Here is a 13,404-nt window from a genome sequence, read left to right as displayed (position 1 = left end):
TGTCATGACGACAGTGATTATCAGCAAGCCTGAAACCCAGCAGGCTGGGGTGGTTATTCCCCCGCGCCCGGTCGCGGAAGCGGCCATTAGAAATACGGATTTTTTCCCCGACGTTGAGCCGCTGCGCATCCGCGAGCTGCTGCGCCTTGAGCACACCATCACACCGGTGCGGCTGCGTGCGGCGATTATTGACGGGATGGCGGAAACCAACGCCGAGTTACGCGACTACCGCCGTGATCAGATGGCACTCGGGTATGACAGCCTGGCTGCCATACCGGCTGACGCGATTGATGGTGAAAGTGTGCGGTGTTTTTACTATCTGCAAGCCGTGACCGCGATGACCACCGCCAAGCTGTATGAGAACTATCGCGGTGTGGATGCGAGTGCTAAAGGGGATAAAAAAGCCGACAGCATCGAGAGCACCATTGATGAGATGTGGCGGGATATGCGCTGGGCGGTGTCGCGCCTCCAGGATAAATCCCGCTGCATCATCGGGCAAATCTGATGCGGGTGACGGCTCTACAGGGTGACACGCTCGACGCACTGTGTGCGCGCCATTACCGGCGCACCGAGGGTGTGGTCGAAGCGGTGTTGCTGGCAAATCCCGGTCTTGCAGAACTCGGTGAGGAGCTGCCACACGGCACCGCCGTTGAACTGCCGGATGTCGATTCCTCACCGGTCACGGAGACCCTGAATTTATGGGACTGACTATGGAAAAAATCACCACGTTTGTCACTTACTGGCTGTCGGTGGCACTGGCGTATTTCGGTACGCAGACGCCGGAAAAACTGGCGCTGTATGTCGGCGGAGGCTGCGCGATTTTCACCGCGCTGGTGAATTTCTGGTATCGCCGCCAGACCTTCCGCTATCTGCGCGCAATGGGGCTGAATGAGGAGGTGGTGCGTGGCATCAATCGTTAAACGTTGCAGTGTCGCGGCTGTGCTGGCGCTTGCCATTCTGCTGCCGGATTTCTCTTTACTGAAAACCTCACCCGACGGGCTGGCACTGATTGCCGACCTCGAAGGGTGTCGCCTGAAGCCGTACCAGTGCAGCGCCGGTGTCTGGACGTCAGGCATCGGTCACACCGCAGGCGTTACGCCAAAAGGCGATATTACCGAGCGACAGGCCGCGCAGAACCTGGTCAGCGACGTGCTGAATGTCGAGCGCCGCCTCGCCGTCTGTGTGCCTGTCGATATGCCGCAGCCGGTGTATGACGCAGTGGTGAGTTTTGCTTTTAACATCGGCACCGGCGCGGCCTGCCGCTCGACGCTGGTTTCGTTTATCAAACGCCAGCAATGGGCGCAGGCGTGCAACCAGTTCCCGCGCTGGGTGTATGTCAACGGGAAGAAAAATACCGGACTGGAAAACCGCCGCGCACGTGAGCGGGCTTACTGTCTCAGGGGGATGGAATGAAAACACTGATGATTTTGCTGTTGCTGGCCGTCGCCGGTCTGATGTGGATGAAGCGCGAAAACAACACGCTGACCTGCTCGTTTGAAAAGGCAAACCGTGTCGCCGGTGAGCAGAAAACCCAGATAACCATGCTGCGCAATCAGCTCGATGTTGCTGCAAAACTCAGGCAGCGGAATGAACAGGCGCAGGTCGATTTACGCAACCAGCTCGCCACCGCAAACCGGCTTGCGGCGAACCGTGGCAACACCGTGACGAGGTTACTTAATGAAAATAAAGCACTGCGTGACTGGTATGAGTCTGATTTGCCTGATGACATTATCCGGCTGCACACCCGCCCCGCCTTCACCACCACCGCTGATTATTTACAGTGGCTGTCCGAAAGTGGCGCGGTGTCCGATACCGGCAAGCAGCCCGCACACTAACGGTGATTTAAGCGCGGACATTCGCCAGCTTGAGGCGGCACTGGTCAGCTGTGCCGCCCAGACTGAAACCACAAAACATTGCCAGGACAAACTCGATGCTCAAGCCCGCCAGTTTACGCAAAGCCCTCTGTGACGCGGCACCGGTGCTGCGCAATAATCCCGACATGCTGCGCATTTTTATCGACAGCGGGAAAATCGCCTCCACACTTGCGGCCTCGCTGTCGTTTGAAAATCAGTACACGCTGAATGTCGTGGTCACCGATTATCACGGCGACCTGGATTACCTCATCGTCCCGGTCAACGCCTGGCTGCGGGAAAATCAGCCCGACATCATGACCACCGATGAGGGGGAAAAAAGAGGCTTCACGTATATTGCCGATATTAACGACGACGAAAGTGTCGATGTGAGTATCAGCCTGATGCTGACCGAGCGCACGCTGGTCAGGCAGGAAGGTGAAGCGCTGCACGTGAAGCACGTCCCTGAGCCACCATTACCGGAGAATGTCACCCGCCCGATGGAGCTTTATGTGCATGGCGAGCTGGTGAGTCAGTGGCATGAGTGAGTTCAAACCCTTTGAGGACAGGCTCGCCGGGCTGATTGCCAGCCTGTCACCGGCAGCGCGCCGTCGGATGGCTTCAGACATGGCAAAGCGCCTGCGAGCCTCGCAGCAAAAGCGCATTAAAAATCAGCAGGCACCGGACGGCACACCGTATGCCGCCCGTAAACGCCAGCCGGTGAAAGGCAAAAAAGGCCGGGTTAAACGGGCGATGTTTACCAAATTGCGCACTAACCGGTATATGAAAGCGAAAGGTACGAATGACGCTGCGGTGGTGGAGTTTGCCGGTAAAGTCCAGCGCATGGCGCGTGTGCACCAGGATGGATTGCGGGATAAGCCAAACCGCTACAGCGAGGTCGTGCAGTATGAGGCGCGCCCGTTGTTGGGGTTCAACCTGGAAGAAGAAAAACTCGTTGAGGAGATCGTAGTCAGCCACCTTTCGCAATAGTCTGTTGTGTCGCCCCCCATAAAACGCTACTGCGTTGCCGCCTGAGTCTCCGGGCGGCATCCTTTCCCCATGAATACTCTCTCATCTATCCAGGAACTTGCGCGTCAACTGCGAAACCTTATCCGCATCGGTGTCGTGACGAAAGTCGACACCGATAAGGCGTTATGTCGTGTGGAAACCGGCGGTATCACAACCGACTGGCTTCACTGGCTGACGTCCCGCGCGGGTCGTTCGCGCACATGGTGGGCACCGTCTGTCGGTGAGCAGGTGTTAGTGCTGGCAATTGGCGGTGAACTGGATACCGCTTTCGTGCTGCCTGGCATTTATTCCGATGACAATCCCGCACCGTCAGGCTCTGCCGATGCGCTGCACATTTCTTTCCCTGATGGTGCCGTGATTGAGTACGAACCGCAGACCGGCGCACTGACCGTGAGCGGTATTAAAACCGCTGATGTCACCGCGTCAAAGTCCATCACCGCCACGGTGCCGGTTGTGCTGGTCAAAGCCTCAACCCGCATCACCCTTGATACACCGGAAGTGGTCTGCACAAACAAGCTGACCACCGGCACGCTTGAGGTCAAAAAAGGCGGCAAGATGAGCGGCAACATCGAGCACAGCGGCGGCACCTTCAAATCTAATGGCGTGCAGGTCGATGACCATGACCACGGCGGCGTCGAGCGCGGCGGGAGCTGGACGGAGGGAACAAAATGACCGTTCGTTATCTCGGCATGAACCGTGCCACCGGTCTGAGTTTGTCCGATTCCGGACATATCAGTCAGAGCGTGCGCGACATTCTGATCACCCCTATCGGTTCACGCGTGATGCGCCGCGATTATGGCTCTCTGCTGTCGGCACTGATTGACCAGCCCGATAACCCGGCGCTGCGCCTGCAAATTATGTCGGCCTGTTACATGGCAATTCTCAAATGGGAACCCCGCGTCAGGCTGACGGCCATCACTTTTGAAAGCACAACCGCAGGCGAGTTATTCGTCGACATCACCGGCACGCGTACCGGCACCGGCGGCGCGCCTTTTTCCTTAACCATTCCCCTGAGCTGAGATTATGGCAACCATTGACCTGAGCCAGTTACCGCCCCCGGATGTGGTCGAGGTACTGGACTATGAAACCCTGCTCGCTGAGCGCAAAGCGACGCTGATTTCCCTTTATCCCGAAGAGGAGCAGGAAGCCGTCGCGCGGGTGCTGGCGCTGGAATCCGACCCCATCGTCAAGCTGCTGGAGGAAAACGCATATCGCGAGCTGTTGTTACGCCAGCGGGTAAACGAGTCGGCGCTGGCGGTGATGCTGGCGTTTTCCAGGGCAAACGACCTCGATGTGCTCGGCGCAAACAATAACGTCACACGTCTGGTGATCACCCCCGCCGATGACACCGCCATCCCGCCGGTGGCTGCGGTGATGGAATCCGACAGTGATTTCCGTCTGCGTATACAGCAGTCGTTTGAAGGGTTAAGCGTGGCGGGTCCGGTCGGGGCGTATCAGTTCCATGGCCGCAGTGCTGACGGGCGGGTCGCTGATATTGCGGTCGAAAGTCCGTCGCCTGCGTGCGTGACGATTTCCGTGCTCTCACGAGAGGGTGATGGCACCGCCAGCGAGGAATTAATTCGTATCGTCGACAAAGCACTGAATGCCGAGGATGTACGCCCGGTGGCTGACCGGGTGACGGTACAAAGTGCCGACATTATTTCTTATCAGATCACGGCGGTGCTGCACCTGTATCCGGGGCCGGAAGCGGAACCCATCCGCCAGGCAGCAGAGCAAAAATTACAGACCTATATCGCCACGCAGCACCGCCTCGGGAGGGATATTCGTCTGTCTGCAATCTATGCCGCGCTGCATGTGGAAGGGGTGCAGCGCGTGGCGCTGGCAAGCCCGGTCGTCGACCTTGTGATCGACCCGCATCAGGCGGCGAGCTGCACCGGTTACACCCTGAGTGTCGGGGCGTCGGATGAGTAGCGTCAGGTTGTTACCCGTCGGCTCCTCCACGCTGGAGGTCGCTGCCGCACAGGCGCTGGCGGAGCTGAACCGTGTCCCGGTGCCGCTGCGTACGCTCTGGAACTGGCGTACCTGCCCGGTTCGTCTGCTGCCTTATCTGGCCTGGGCATTGTCCGTCGACCGATGGGATGAGCGCTGGCCGGAAGCCACCAAACGCAACGTTGTGGCGGCTGCGCATTTTGTTCATCGCCATAAAGGCACCATCAGTGCGCTGCGTCGCGTCGTGGAGCCGCTCGGCTATCTGATTGAGGTGCGGGAATGGTGGCAGCTTAATGAAACGCCCGGCACTTTCCGGCTGGTCGTCGGGGTGCTCGATACCGGCATCACCGATGAAATGTATCAGGAGCTGGAGCGCCTGATTGCGGATGCCAAACCTGCAAGTCGTCATCTGACCGGGCTTGCCATCAGCCTGAGCACTGACGGTAAAGGTTTTATCGGCTCTGGTTGTTATGACGGCGACGCCTTAACCGTTTACCCGTACACCCCGGAAGAAATCACCGTCGGTGGCACCTATTACCCGGCTTCGGCCATCCATTTAATTGATAACCTGAGAGTGAACGCATGACCGCGAAATTCTTTGCCATTCTGACGAATCAGGGCGCTGCGCGGCTGGCTAACGCGACAGCGCTGGGGACAAAGCTAAACCTGACACAGCTTGCGGTGGGTGACGGGGGCGGAACCCTGCCGACAAGCGCGTCATCGACGAGCAGGCATGGACGATCACTAAGGTGATGCACTCACTCAGTAATAGCGGCTTCACGACAACCTTAGAGCTTGAGGTGAGGTTAAAAGATGTTGATTACGAAGCAGATAATGAAGATTAACTAAAACAACCCGCTTTTGCAGCAGGTTGTCAGTTTTGTGGTAGTTACTTGAGGCTGCCTGTAAACAAATGGGTTTTTGAAAGCATCAGTGTTTTTGCATCAGTTGGTGATAGATCCCCCATTTCCTTACATGTATTAAGTGGGGTCTCAAGAGAGTAGCCAGTCGCTTTAAATTGATTAGTGATATGCAGGTTTTTTACTCCGACCAGATATGAAGACGGAGCATCTTTAGTCCATATTGAATTACAGACGCCAGTTTTTATAACTAAATCGTAAATCTCAGGGGTAATGCTGCGACTCGGGAGGGCGACTAAAACACCTTCTTTCTCAGCTGTAATTTCGACAGGTTGCCATGGGGCGAGGTATTTGTTCAGGACTTTAGTGTTTACGTTCTGGGCTAGGGCAGAGGAGGAGATGACTAACATTGAACCCAGAAGGGTAAGTTTAATCGGTGACATAAAACGTCCTTATCTTGAGAAAATATCAAAATTCACAATTAATGAATTAAGGTGTACTATTTATTCACTTATTGGGAGTTTTGGGGTGATTATGTTTCATTGTCCACAGTGTCAGCACGCAGCACATGCGCGTACAAGCCGCTATCTTAGTGAGAATACTAAAGAGCGTTATCACCAATGCACTAACATAAATTGCAGTTGCACTTTTGTAACAATGGAGTCCGTAGAGCGATTTATCGTCACTCCGGGCAAGGTAAATCCTGCGCCACCACATCCATTACCAACCGGTCAGCGTCAGCTGTGGATGTAATAGAACCCGCCTGGAGCGGGTTTTTTTATGATGGCGATAAAAATCTACCGCCATTCTATCGCCATCGAAAATCAGAAACAAAAAAGCCACTTCGTTTGAAGTGGCTTAATTATATGATTTTAAAGCTAAAATTTGGTGGCCCCTACTGGACTTGAACCAGTGACCAAGCGATTATGAGTCGCCTGCTCTAACCACTGAGCTAAGGGGCCGTGGCGCAGGATTATAATGTAACTTTGGGCTTCAATCCAGTCATTGCGTGACATCTGCTGTTTTTATAAACAATGATGAATCAATCTCTTATGTTTGCTTCTTAATCTATCACTATAGGAAATGTCATGATTAGCGATATCCTGCAACCCGGATTGAGGGTTGTGTTTTGCGGCATTAATCCAGGTAGGTCATCAGCGCACACGGGATTCCACTTTGCGCATCCCGGAAATCGCTTCTGGAAGGTGATACATCTTGCTGGTTTTACCGAGCGACAACTCAAACCTGAAGAAGAGCAGCATTTGCTTGATACGCGCTGTGGTATCACGATGTTAGTCGAACGACCGACGGTTCAGGCAAGCGAAGTTAAGCTGCAAGAGCTTCGCTCTGGTGCGCGTGAGCTGGTGACTAAAATGCAGGATTATCAGCCGATGGCTCTTGCCGTGTTGGGTAAGCAGGCGTTTGAGCAAGCCTTTAGCCAGCGTGGGGCGAAATGGGGGCGACAGGATATTAGCATTGGTGATACTGAAGTGTGGATTTTACCTAATCCCAGCGGTTTGAACCGAGCCACTCTTGATGATCTCGCCGAGTCTTATCGAGCGTTGGATCTTTCGCTTAAGGCCAGAGGTAGGTAGTCTGCAGAGTTGCAGATATAAAAAAGCCCTCGTGAGGAGGGCTTTTAGAAGGGCGATGTGATTAGTCGTCCAGGAAGCTACGCAGAACTTCAGAGCGGCTTGGGTGGCGCAGTTTGCGCAGTGCCTTCGCTTCAATCTGACGGATACGTTCGCGGGTTACGTCAAACTGTTTACCCACTTCTTCCAGCGTATGGTCGGTATTCATATCGATACCGAAACGCATGCGCAGGACTTTCGCTTCACGCGCAGTCAGGCCAGCCAGAACGTCGTGCGTTGCATTACGCAGGCTTTCAGATGTTGCAGAATCCAGCGGCAGCTCGAGGGTAGTATCCTCGATGAAATCACCCAGATGCGAATCTTCATCGTCGCCGATTGGCGTTTCCATGGAGATTGGCTCTTTAGCAATTTTCAGCACTTTGCGGATTTTGTCTTCCGGCATCAGCATACGTTCAGCCAGCTCTTCCGGTGTCGGCTCACGGCCCATCTCTTGCAGCATCTGGCGCGAAATACGGTTGAGTTTGTTGATAGTCTCAATCATATGCACCGGAATACGGATGGTACGCGCCTGGTCGGCGATAGAGCGAGTGATAGCCTGACGAATCCACCACGTTGCATAAGTTGAGAACTTATAACCGCGGCGGTATTCAAACTTATCAACCGCTTTCATCAGGCCGATGTTACCTTCCTGAATCAGGTCGAGGAATTGCAGACCACGGTTGGTGTATTTCTTAGCGATAGAAATTACCAGACGTAAGTTTGCTTCAACCATCTCTTTCTTCGCACGACGAGCTTTCGCTTCACCGATGGACATACGACGGTTGATATCTTTAACCTGTTCGATGGTCAGGCCGGTTTCTTCTTCAATCTGTTGCAGTTTCTGCAAGCTGCGATGCACGTCGTCAGCAACGTCATGCAGTTTTTCAGACCACGGCTTGTTCATTGCGATAGCAGCGTTGAACCAGGTTTCGCTGGTTTCGTTGCCGGTGAACAGTGTGATGAAGTTTTTCTTCGGCATTTTGCACTGTTCAACACACAATCTCATGATGAGGCGTTCTTGCGTACGAACACGATCCATCATGACGCGCATGCTGTTTACCAGGTAATCGAATTGCTTCGGTACCAGGCGGAACTGTTTGAAGACTTCAGACAGTTGCTGAATCTCAGCGGCAGCATCAGCATGAGCACGGCCTTTCGCTTTGATGGTGTCGCGAGTGCGTTCGTACTGCGTGCGCAGTTCGCCGAATTTCTCACGAGCGAGTTCAGGGTCGATGCTGTTGTCATCGTCCGCGTCGTCGTCGTCATCTTCCTCTTCGTCAGTATCACTATTTTCTTCTGTAGTTAACTCAGAACCAATGTGAGTGGCGGTAGGGGCCAGATCTTCTTCTGCATTCGGATCAACGAATCCGGTGATCAAGTCAGACAGACGTGCTTCTTCTGCTTCAACGCGGTCGTACTGCTCAAGCAGATAAGTGATCGCTTCCGGATATTCGGCAACGGAGCACTGTACCTGGTTGATACCGTCTTCGATACGCTTAGCGATATCGATTTCACCCTCACGGGTTAACAGCTCAACGGTACCCATTTCACGCATATACATGCGAACCGGGTCAGTGGTACGCCCGATTTCGGATTCTACGCTGGACAGAACCTGTGCGGCAGCTTCTTCCGCATCTTCGTCTGTGTTGTTTGAGTTTTCAGCAAGCAACAGGTCATCGGCGTCAGGTGCTTCTTCCATCACCTGAATGCCCATGTCATTGATCATTTGGATGATGTCTTCGATCTGATCGGAGTCGACGATATCTTCCGGCAGATGGTCATTGACCTCGGCATAGGTCAGATAGCCTTGCTCCTTGCCCTTGGTAACAAGAAGTTTAAGCTGTGACTGCGGGTTTTGCTCCATAAGACGGTATCCACACTTCAGTATTAGGGTTGGTGTCGGTCGGCGAAACCGCCAACAATAACGTAACGAGGGCTGACTTATTTTATTGCCGCTGCCCATCCTTGCGGCGTTCGGGTTTACCCGACGAATGTTCGGCAGTTAAGCCGATGGTATTTACTTTTTCGCGCGTGATTGTGTTATCACACGGACTTCCTCACGTTCCGCAGGCGTTAGCCCTGACGTTCTGGAACGTGCCATCAATTCTTCAAATCTCAACTCCAGCACCGAATCAAACATATGTTCAAGTGCATCATTGAACGTTTTTTCTGCGATGTCCTTATCTGCTATATCGTCCCACGAAGAGAGTTTTTCAAGGGTGGCGGCTTCATTTGTGCCGCGATATAGCTCTAAAAGCTGCCCGGTGGTTAAACCCGGTTGCGCCAGACAGGTATTCACCAGGTCGATAAAGAGTTTCAATCCTGGCAATTTCGCTTCTTCCAGACCGCCAAGCGGTGGCACATTGGGTGCCAGTTCTGGATTTTGGACCAGCAATCCTATCAGTATACGCATGGTTGTGCGTTTTAGCTGTGGAGCCGGGCGCGGCGTACTGTTTTCAGCAAGCTTTGGCATCAGCTTTTCAAGCTGGCTATCGTCCAGAATACCCAGTTTGTTACCCAGTTCCTGACGCAGATAAATGCGTAGTGTTTCACCAGGTACCTGAGTTATCAGGGGTAATGCAAGGGTGCTCAGACGAGCACGGCCATCGGGAGAACTTAAGTCAACCTGTGGCATCAGGCTGTTAAAAAGAAACGTAGAAAGCGGCTGGGCATGTTCCATACGCGCTTCAAATGCTTCTTTCCCTTCTTTACGTACCAGCGTGTCAGGGTCTTCACCGTCAGGCAGAAACATAAAGCGCAACTGACGCCCGTCCGTCATATAAGGTAGCGCAGTTTCCAGCGCGCGCCATGCGGCGTCTCGACCTGCGCGATCCCCGTCATAACAACAGACAACGGTATCGGTAACACGGAACAGCAACTGAATATGGTCGGCCGTCGTCGAGGTGCCTAACGAGGCCACGGCGTAAGAAATGCCGTATTGCGCCAGCGCCACCACATCCATATAGCCTTCCACAACCAGCAAACGTGCCGGTTCTGGCTGACTCTGTTGAGCTTCATACAGGCCATAAAGCTGGCGGCCTTTATGGAAAATATCGGTTTCCGGGGAGTTCAGGTATTTCGGCAAGGCATCGCCCAGCACGCGACCACCAAAACCAATTACCCGGCCACGCTTGTCGCGGATGGGGAACATCACCCTTTCGCGGAAGCGGTCGTAACTGCGCCCCTGATCGTTAGTAATTAACATCCCCGCATCCGTCAAAGCCTGACGGTTTTCGCTATTGCCGCCAAAACGCTTTAAAACGTTGTCCCAACCGGGAGGGGCATAGCCGATGGCGAAGTGTTGAATAACCTCAGCACTTAAACCGCGCTGTGCCAGATATTGGCGAGCAGGTTCAGCTGATTGTTGAGCCAGGGATTGTTGATAAAAGGCGTTCAGGCCATCCATCAATTGATAAAGACTTTGCCGCTGATGACGCTCAATCTGGCTCGGTCCGTTACCCGCTTCGTAAGGCACTTCGAGATTGTGCATTGCTGACAATTCTTCAACGCTTTCGACAAACTCAAGCTTGTCATAGTTCATTAAAAAATCGATGGCGTTGCCGTGTGCCCCACAGCCGAAGCAATGGTAAAACTGTTTTTCACCGTTTACGGTGAAAGAGGGGGTTTTTTCGTTATGGAACGGACAGCACGCATGATAGTTCTTGCCCTGCTTTTTGAGCTTAACACGCGCATCGATGAGATCGATGATGTCGGTGCGAGCCAGCAAGTCATTGATGAATACACGTGGAATTCGTCCAGCCATAGGCCCCGTTTGGTACTCGCTTTCTTTCTGTTTTGCGATAAAGCTGCAAATTGAAAGAGCAGGAAGTATGTCAGTTCATGAACGAAAATAAGCCGCGCATTCCTTTCGGAAGCACGGCCTTTACAACTACTACTGGTCTGTTCCGGAGGTGCGAACCTCCAGGATATTAGTACAGACGAGTGCGGCGTGCGTTTTCGCGAGCCAGTTTCTTCGCGTGACGTTTCACAGCAGAAGCTTTAGCGCGTTTACGTTCGGTAGTCGGTTTTTCATAGAACTCACGACGACGAACTTCCGCCAGAACACCTGCTTTCTCACAAGAACGCTTGAAGCGACGCAGTGCTACGTCGAATGGCTCGTTTTCACGTACTTTAATTACCGGCATTAACTCTCACCTTTGATAAATTCGGTTTGCCGCTGACTTAGGCGTCAGCTATTTCAAAATGGTGCGGAATTTTACTGCAACTACTGCTGCTTTGTAAAGCACCGGACAACCAGAAACCTGGCTTTTAAGGCCGGAATCTTCCAGGGGTGCGGATTATACACCACCTGCGGCCAATAGGTGAGCAAAGTTTTACATTGACAGCCCGTAAGCATAAACTTCGCCGCAAGACTTTGAGGTAGAGAAAGCCATGCGCGTATTGGGTATAGAGACATCCTGTGATGAAACCGGCATCGCCATTTATGACGATGAAAATGGGTTATTAGCTAATCAATTGTATAGTCAGGTGAAATTACACGCTGACTACGGCGGCGTGGTGCCGGAGCTTGCCTCCCGTGACCATGTACGTAAAACCGTGCCATTGATTCAGGCGGCTCTTAAAGAAGCCGGATTAACCGCCAAAGATATTGACGGTGTCGCCTATACCGCAGGGCCTGGTTTGGTCGGAGCGTTATTAGTGGGCGCAACAATTGGCCGCTCGCTGGCGTTTGCCTGGGATGTTCCTGCCGTGCCGGTTCATCATATGGAAGGGCATTTATTAGCGCCGATGCTGGAAGACAATCCACCTGAGTTCCCGTTTGTGGCGCTGCTGGTCTCCGGCGGGCACACACAGCTGATTAGCGTCACCGGTATCGGCCAGTATGAACTGCTGGGCGAATCAATTGATGACGCTGCCGGTGAAGCCTTTGATAAGACAGCCAAACTGTTGGGGCTGGATTATCCTGGTGGGCCAATGCTGTCAAAAATGGCGGCTCAGGGTACAGCGGGTCGTTTTGTTTTCCCTCGTCCAATGACAGACCGTCCTGGTCTTGATTTCAGTTTCTCTGGCCTGAAAACTTTTGCCGCGAACACTATTCGTGGCAATGATGCCGACCCGCAAACCCGAGCCGATATCGCTCGCGCATTTGAAGACGCGGTCGTTGATACGCTGATGATCAAGTGCAAACGCGCCCTCGATCAAACCGGTTTTAAGCGTCTGGTGATGGCGGGTGGCGTAAGTGCTAACCGCACTCTGCGTGTGCGCATGGAAGAAATGATGACAAAGCGCCGGGGTGAAGTGTTCTACGCGCGTCCTGAGTTCTGCACCGACAATGGCGCGATGATTGCCTATGCGGGCATGATACGCCTTAAAGCAGGAACGGCAGGGGAGCTGAGTGTGACGGTGCGTCCACGTTGGCCGCTGGCAGAGTTACCCGCAGCGTAATAACTTTGTAGAGTCAGTCGAGAAGGAGTGAGAAATCACTCCTTTTTTTTGTCTTTATTTTTGCGCAGCTTCTTCCAGATTTTAGTTTCCTGGCCGCGCCATAAACGCTGAATGTTGTCATGGTGACGCATCAGAATCAGGCAGGAAAGCATCGCGACCGGGAACGTGAATTCTGGTCTGAACCACCAGACATAAAACGGGGCAATCAGCGCACTGATAATAGCACCAAGGGATGAATAGCCGCTCAGTAGCACGCTCAACAGCCAGGTTCCCGCCATCACGCCGGTTAAATCCCAACCGATGGGCGCGATGGCACCAAAAGCCGTCGCCACACCTTTACCGCCATGAAAGTTGAAGAATACCGGCCAGATATGACCAATACATGCGGCGATAGCAATCAGGCCTAGCCAGAACGGGGTCACGCCAAGTTCATAAGCTGCCCAGACGGGTAACATTCCTTTGAGAACATCAAAAATCAGTACCGCTACGGCTGCACCTTTACCACCTAGTCTCAAGACATTGGTCGCACCTGGATTGCCGGAACCGTTAAGCCGGGGATCGGGCAAACCGGCAACTCGGCAGACCAGAATGGCGCTAGAAATGGAGCCGCAAAGATACGCAAGCAGGATCATGACGGGCGCGATTGCACTCATAACGCTGTTCCATTTTGAAAGTGTC

20 protein-coding genes, 1 tRNA gene and 2 pseudogenes are annotated in these 13,404 nt (G+C 53.3%); 17 read left to right on the top strand and 6 right to left on the bottom strand.

What is annotated here, in order from left to right:
• Positions 1 to 4: 4 nt before the first annotated feature.
• From DY231_RS19910 to DY231_RS19850, 14 genes and pseudogenes are all read left to right on the top strand, one after another.
• Positions 5 to 505, top strand: coding sequence for a head completion/stabilization protein (locus tag DY231_RS19910; protein WP_115631023.1), 501 nt, complete (start codon positions 5 to 7; stop codon positions 503 to 505).
• The gene (locus DY231_RS19905) at positions 505 to 708 is read left to right on the top strand and encodes a tail protein X (RefSeq protein WP_115631021.1); all 204 of its coding nucleotides are present in this window, start codon (positions 505 to 507) and stop codon (positions 706 to 708) included. Before DY231_RS19910 ends, DY231_RS19905 begins: the two co-directional genes overlap by 1 nt.
• On the top strand, positions 699 to 920 hold the full coding sequence (locus DY231_RS19900; protein WP_115631019.1) for a primosomal protein: 222 nt from the start codon (positions 699 to 701) through the stop codon (positions 918 to 920). The genes DY231_RS19905 and DY231_RS19900 overlap by 10 nt, the downstream gene beginning before the upstream one ends.
• Positions 904 to 1,413 (top strand): lysozyme, encoded by a 510-nt coding sequence (locus DY231_RS19895; protein WP_115631017.1) that lies wholly within the window; start codon positions 904 to 906, stop codon positions 1,411 to 1,413. Before DY231_RS19900 ends, DY231_RS19895 begins: the two co-directional genes overlap by 17 nt.
• Positions 1,410 to 1,835: an Rz-like lysis system protein LysB gene (gene lysB, locus DY231_RS19890; protein ID WP_115631015.1), complete on the top strand. Its 426-nt coding sequence runs from the start codon at positions 1,410 to 1,412 to the stop codon at positions 1,833 to 1,835. Before DY231_RS19895 ends, lysB begins: the two co-directional genes overlap by 4 nt.
• Positions 1,723 to 1,968, top strand: coding sequence for an Rz1-like lysis system protein LysC (lysC, locus tag DY231_RS25325; protein WP_256682680.1), 246 nt, complete (start codon positions 1,723 to 1,725; stop codon positions 1,966 to 1,968). The genes lysB and lysC overlap by 113 nt, the downstream gene beginning before the upstream one ends.
• Positions 1,931 to 2,398 (top strand): phage tail protein, encoded by a 468-nt coding sequence (locus DY231_RS19885; RefSeq protein WP_115631013.1) that lies wholly within the window; start codon positions 1,931 to 1,933, stop codon positions 2,396 to 2,398. The genes lysC and DY231_RS19885 overlap by 38 nt, the downstream gene beginning before the upstream one ends.
• Positions 2,391 to 2,840, top strand: a complete 450-nt coding sequence (locus DY231_RS19880; protein WP_115631011.1) for a phage virion morphogenesis protein — start codon at positions 2,391 to 2,393, stop codon at positions 2,838 to 2,840. The genes DY231_RS19885 and DY231_RS19880 overlap by 8 nt, the downstream gene beginning before the upstream one ends.
• Before the next feature lie 69 nt (positions 2,841 to 2,909).
• Positions 2,910 to 3,551 carry a phage baseplate assembly protein V gene (locus tag DY231_RS19875; protein ID WP_115631009.1) on the top strand — a complete coding sequence of 214 codons (642 nt, stop codon included), beginning with the start codon at positions 2,910 to 2,912 and terminating at the stop codon, positions 3,549 to 3,551.
• Positions 3,548 to 3,898 carry a GPW/gp25 family protein gene (locus DY231_RS19870; RefSeq protein WP_115631007.1) on the top strand — a complete coding sequence of 117 codons (351 nt, stop codon included), beginning with the start codon at positions 3,548 to 3,550 and terminating at the stop codon, positions 3,896 to 3,898. Before DY231_RS19875 ends, DY231_RS19870 begins: the two co-directional genes overlap by 4 nt.
• Before the next feature lie 4 nt (positions 3,899 to 3,902).
• The gene (locus DY231_RS19865; RefSeq protein ID WP_115631005.1) at positions 3,903 to 4,811 is read left to right on the top strand and encodes a baseplate assembly protein; all 909 of its coding nucleotides are present in this window, start codon (positions 3,903 to 3,905) and stop codon (positions 4,809 to 4,811) included.
• Positions 4,804 to 5,415, top strand: coding sequence for a phage tail protein I (locus DY231_RS19860; protein ID WP_115631003.1), 612 nt, complete (start codon positions 4,804 to 4,806; stop codon positions 5,413 to 5,415). Before DY231_RS19865 ends, DY231_RS19860 begins: the two co-directional genes overlap by 8 nt.
• A pseudogene (locus tag DY231_RS19855) lies at positions 5,412 to 5,540 on the top strand (phage tail-collar fiber domain-containing protein); the annotation flags it as partial. The gene DY231_RS19860 and the pseudogene DY231_RS19855, both read left to right, overlap by 4 nt.
• Positions 5,540 to 5,674 (top strand): annotated as a pseudogene (locus DY231_RS19850) (phage late control D family protein); the annotation flags it as partial. The pseudogenes DY231_RS19855 and DY231_RS19850, both read left to right, overlap by 1 nt.
• A gap of 44 nt (positions 5,675 to 5,718) precedes the next feature.
• Here DY231_RS19850 and DY231_RS19845 read toward each other — a convergent pair.
• On the bottom strand, positions 5,719 to 6,132 hold the full coding sequence (locus tag DY231_RS19845) for a hypothetical protein (RefSeq protein ID WP_115631001.1): 414 nt from the start codon (positions 6,130 to 6,132) through the stop codon (positions 5,719 to 5,721).
• Positions 6,133 to 6,223: 91 nt separating this feature from the next.
• Between DY231_RS19845 and DY231_RS19840 the strand changes: the two genes are divergently transcribed.
• Complete coding sequence (locus tag DY231_RS19840; RefSeq protein ID WP_115630999.1) at positions 6,224 to 6,442, top strand: DNA-binding transcriptional regulator; 219 nt, start codon at positions 6,224 to 6,226, stop codon at positions 6,440 to 6,442.
• A gap of 133 nt (positions 6,443 to 6,575) precedes the next feature.
• Here DY231_RS19840 and DY231_RS19835 read toward each other — a convergent pair.
• Positions 6,576 to 6,651: transfer RNA gene (locus DY231_RS19835), tRNA-Ile, on the bottom strand.
• Between the two features lie 126 nt (positions 6,652 to 6,777).
• On the opposite strand from DY231_RS19835, the gene mug reads away from it, so the two are divergent.
• Positions 6,778 to 7,284, top strand: coding sequence for a G/U mismatch-specific DNA glycosylase (gene mug, locus DY231_RS19830; RefSeq protein WP_115630997.1), 507 nt, complete (start codon positions 6,778 to 6,780; stop codon positions 7,282 to 7,284).
• 61 nt (positions 7,285 to 7,345) lie between these two features.
• On the opposite strand, the gene rpoD is transcribed toward mug, so the two are convergent.
• The 3 genes from rpoD to rpsU all read right to left on the bottom strand — a co-directional run bounded on the left by rpoD (position 7,346) and on the right by rpsU (position 11,465).
• Positions 7,346 to 9,184, bottom strand: a complete 1,839-nt coding sequence (rpoD, locus tag DY231_RS19825) for an RNA polymerase sigma factor RpoD (protein ID WP_115630995.1) — start codon at positions 9,182 to 9,184, stop codon at positions 7,346 to 7,348.
• A gap of 153 nt (positions 9,185 to 9,337) precedes the next feature.
• On the bottom strand, positions 9,338 to 11,083 hold the full coding sequence (dnaG, locus tag DY231_RS19820; protein WP_115630993.1) for a DNA primase: 1,746 nt from the start codon (positions 11,081 to 11,083) through the stop codon (positions 9,338 to 9,340).
• A gap of 166 nt (positions 11,084 to 11,249) precedes the next feature.
• Complete coding sequence (rpsU, locus tag DY231_RS19815; RefSeq protein WP_001144069.1) at positions 11,250 to 11,465, bottom strand: 30S ribosomal protein S21; 216 nt, start codon at positions 11,463 to 11,465, stop codon at positions 11,250 to 11,252.
• Between the two features lie 247 nt (positions 11,466 to 11,712).
• On the opposite strand from rpsU, the gene tsaD reads away from it, so the two are divergent.
• Entirely contained in the window at positions 11,713 to 12,726 is a 1,014-nt protein-coding gene (tsaD, locus tag DY231_RS19810) for a tRNA (adenosine(37)-N6)-threonylcarbamoyltransferase complex transferase subunit TsaD (protein WP_115630991.1), read from the top strand.
• 35 nt (positions 12,727 to 12,761) lie between these two features.
• Here tsaD and plsY read toward each other — a convergent pair whose 3' ends face one another.
• On the bottom strand, positions 12,762 to 13,379 hold the full coding sequence (plsY, locus tag DY231_RS19805; RefSeq protein WP_034493193.1) for a glycerol-3-phosphate 1-O-acyltransferase PlsY: 618 nt from the start codon (positions 13,377 to 13,379) through the stop codon (positions 12,762 to 12,764).
• Positions 13,380 to 13,404 lie beyond the last annotated feature (25 nt).

Source organism: Buttiauxella agrestis (assembly GCF_900446255.1).
Lineage (GTDB): Bacteria > Pseudomonadota > Gammaproteobacteria > Enterobacterales > Enterobacteriaceae > Buttiauxella > Buttiauxella agrestis.
This window is presented reverse-complemented; position numbering and strand designations above follow the sequence as displayed.

What these genes read in the sequence shown, in the direction of transcription:
- rpoD (WP_115630995.1), bottom strand. Translation starts at nt 9,184, where the DNA reads ATGGAGCAAAACCCGCAGTCACAGCTTAAACTTCTTGTTACCAAGGGC.
- lysB (WP_115631015.1), top strand. Translation starts at nt 1,410, where the DNA reads ATGAAAACACTGATGATTTTGCTGTTGCTGGCCGTCGCCGGTCTGATG.
- lysC (WP_256682680.1), top strand. Translation starts at nt 1,723, where the DNA reads ATGACATTATCCGGCTGCACACCCGCCCCGCCTTCACCACCACCGCTG.
- tsaD (WP_115630991.1), top strand. Translation starts at nt 11,713, where the DNA reads ATGCGCGTATTGGGTATAGAGACATCCTGTGATGAAACCGGCATCGCC.
- DY231_RS19860 (WP_115631003.1), top strand. Translation starts at nt 4,804, where the DNA reads ATGAGTAGCGTCAGGTTGTTACCCGTCGGCTCCTCCACGCTGGAGGTC.
- DY231_RS19910 (WP_115631023.1), top strand. Translation starts at nt 5, where the DNA reads ATGACGACAGTGATTATCAGCAAGCCTGAAACCCAGCAGGCTGGGGTG.
- mug (WP_115630997.1), top strand. Translation starts at nt 6,778, where the DNA reads ATGATTAGCGATATCCTGCAACCCGGATTGAGGGTTGTGTTTTGCGGC.
- DY231_RS19840 (WP_115630999.1), top strand. Translation starts at nt 6,224, where the DNA reads ATGTTTCATTGTCCACAGTGTCAGCACGCAGCACATGCGCGTACAAGC.
- DY231_RS19845 (WP_115631001.1), bottom strand. Translation starts at nt 6,132, where the DNA reads ATGTCACCGATTAAACTTACCCTTCTGGGTTCAATGTTAGTCATCTCC.
- DY231_RS19875 (WP_115631009.1), top strand. Translation starts at nt 2,910, where the DNA reads ATGAATACTCTCTCATCTATCCAGGAACTTGCGCGTCAACTGCGAAAC.
- DY231_RS19885 (WP_115631013.1), top strand. Translation starts at nt 1,931, where the DNA reads ATGCTCAAGCCCGCCAGTTTACGCAAAGCCCTCTGTGACGCGGCACCG.
- dnaG (WP_115630993.1), bottom strand. Translation starts at nt 11,083, where the DNA reads ATGGCTGGACGAATTCCACGTGTATTCATCAATGACTTGCTGGCTCGC.
- rpsU (WP_001144069.1), bottom strand. Translation starts at nt 11,465, where the DNA reads ATGCCGGTAATTAAAGTACGTGAAAACGAGCCATTCGACGTAGCACTG.
- DY231_RS19880 (WP_115631011.1), top strand. Translation starts at nt 2,391, where the DNA reads ATGAGTGAGTTCAAACCCTTTGAGGACAGGCTCGCCGGGCTGATTGCC.
- DY231_RS19905 (WP_115631021.1), top strand. Translation starts at nt 505, where the DNA reads ATGCGGGTGACGGCTCTACAGGGTGACACGCTCGACGCACTGTGTGCG.
- DY231_RS19870 (WP_115631007.1), top strand. Translation starts at nt 3,548, where the DNA reads ATGACCGTTCGTTATCTCGGCATGAACCGTGCCACCGGTCTGAGTTTG.
- DY231_RS19865 (WP_115631005.1), top strand. Translation starts at nt 3,903, where the DNA reads ATGGCAACCATTGACCTGAGCCAGTTACCGCCCCCGGATGTGGTCGAG.
- plsY (WP_034493193.1), bottom strand. Translation starts at nt 13,379, where the DNA reads ATGAGTGCAATCGCGCCCGTCATGATCCTGCTTGCGTATCTTTGCGGC.
- DY231_RS19900 (WP_115631019.1), top strand. Translation starts at nt 699, where the DNA reads ATGGGACTGACTATGGAAAAAATCACCACGTTTGTCACTTACTGGCTG.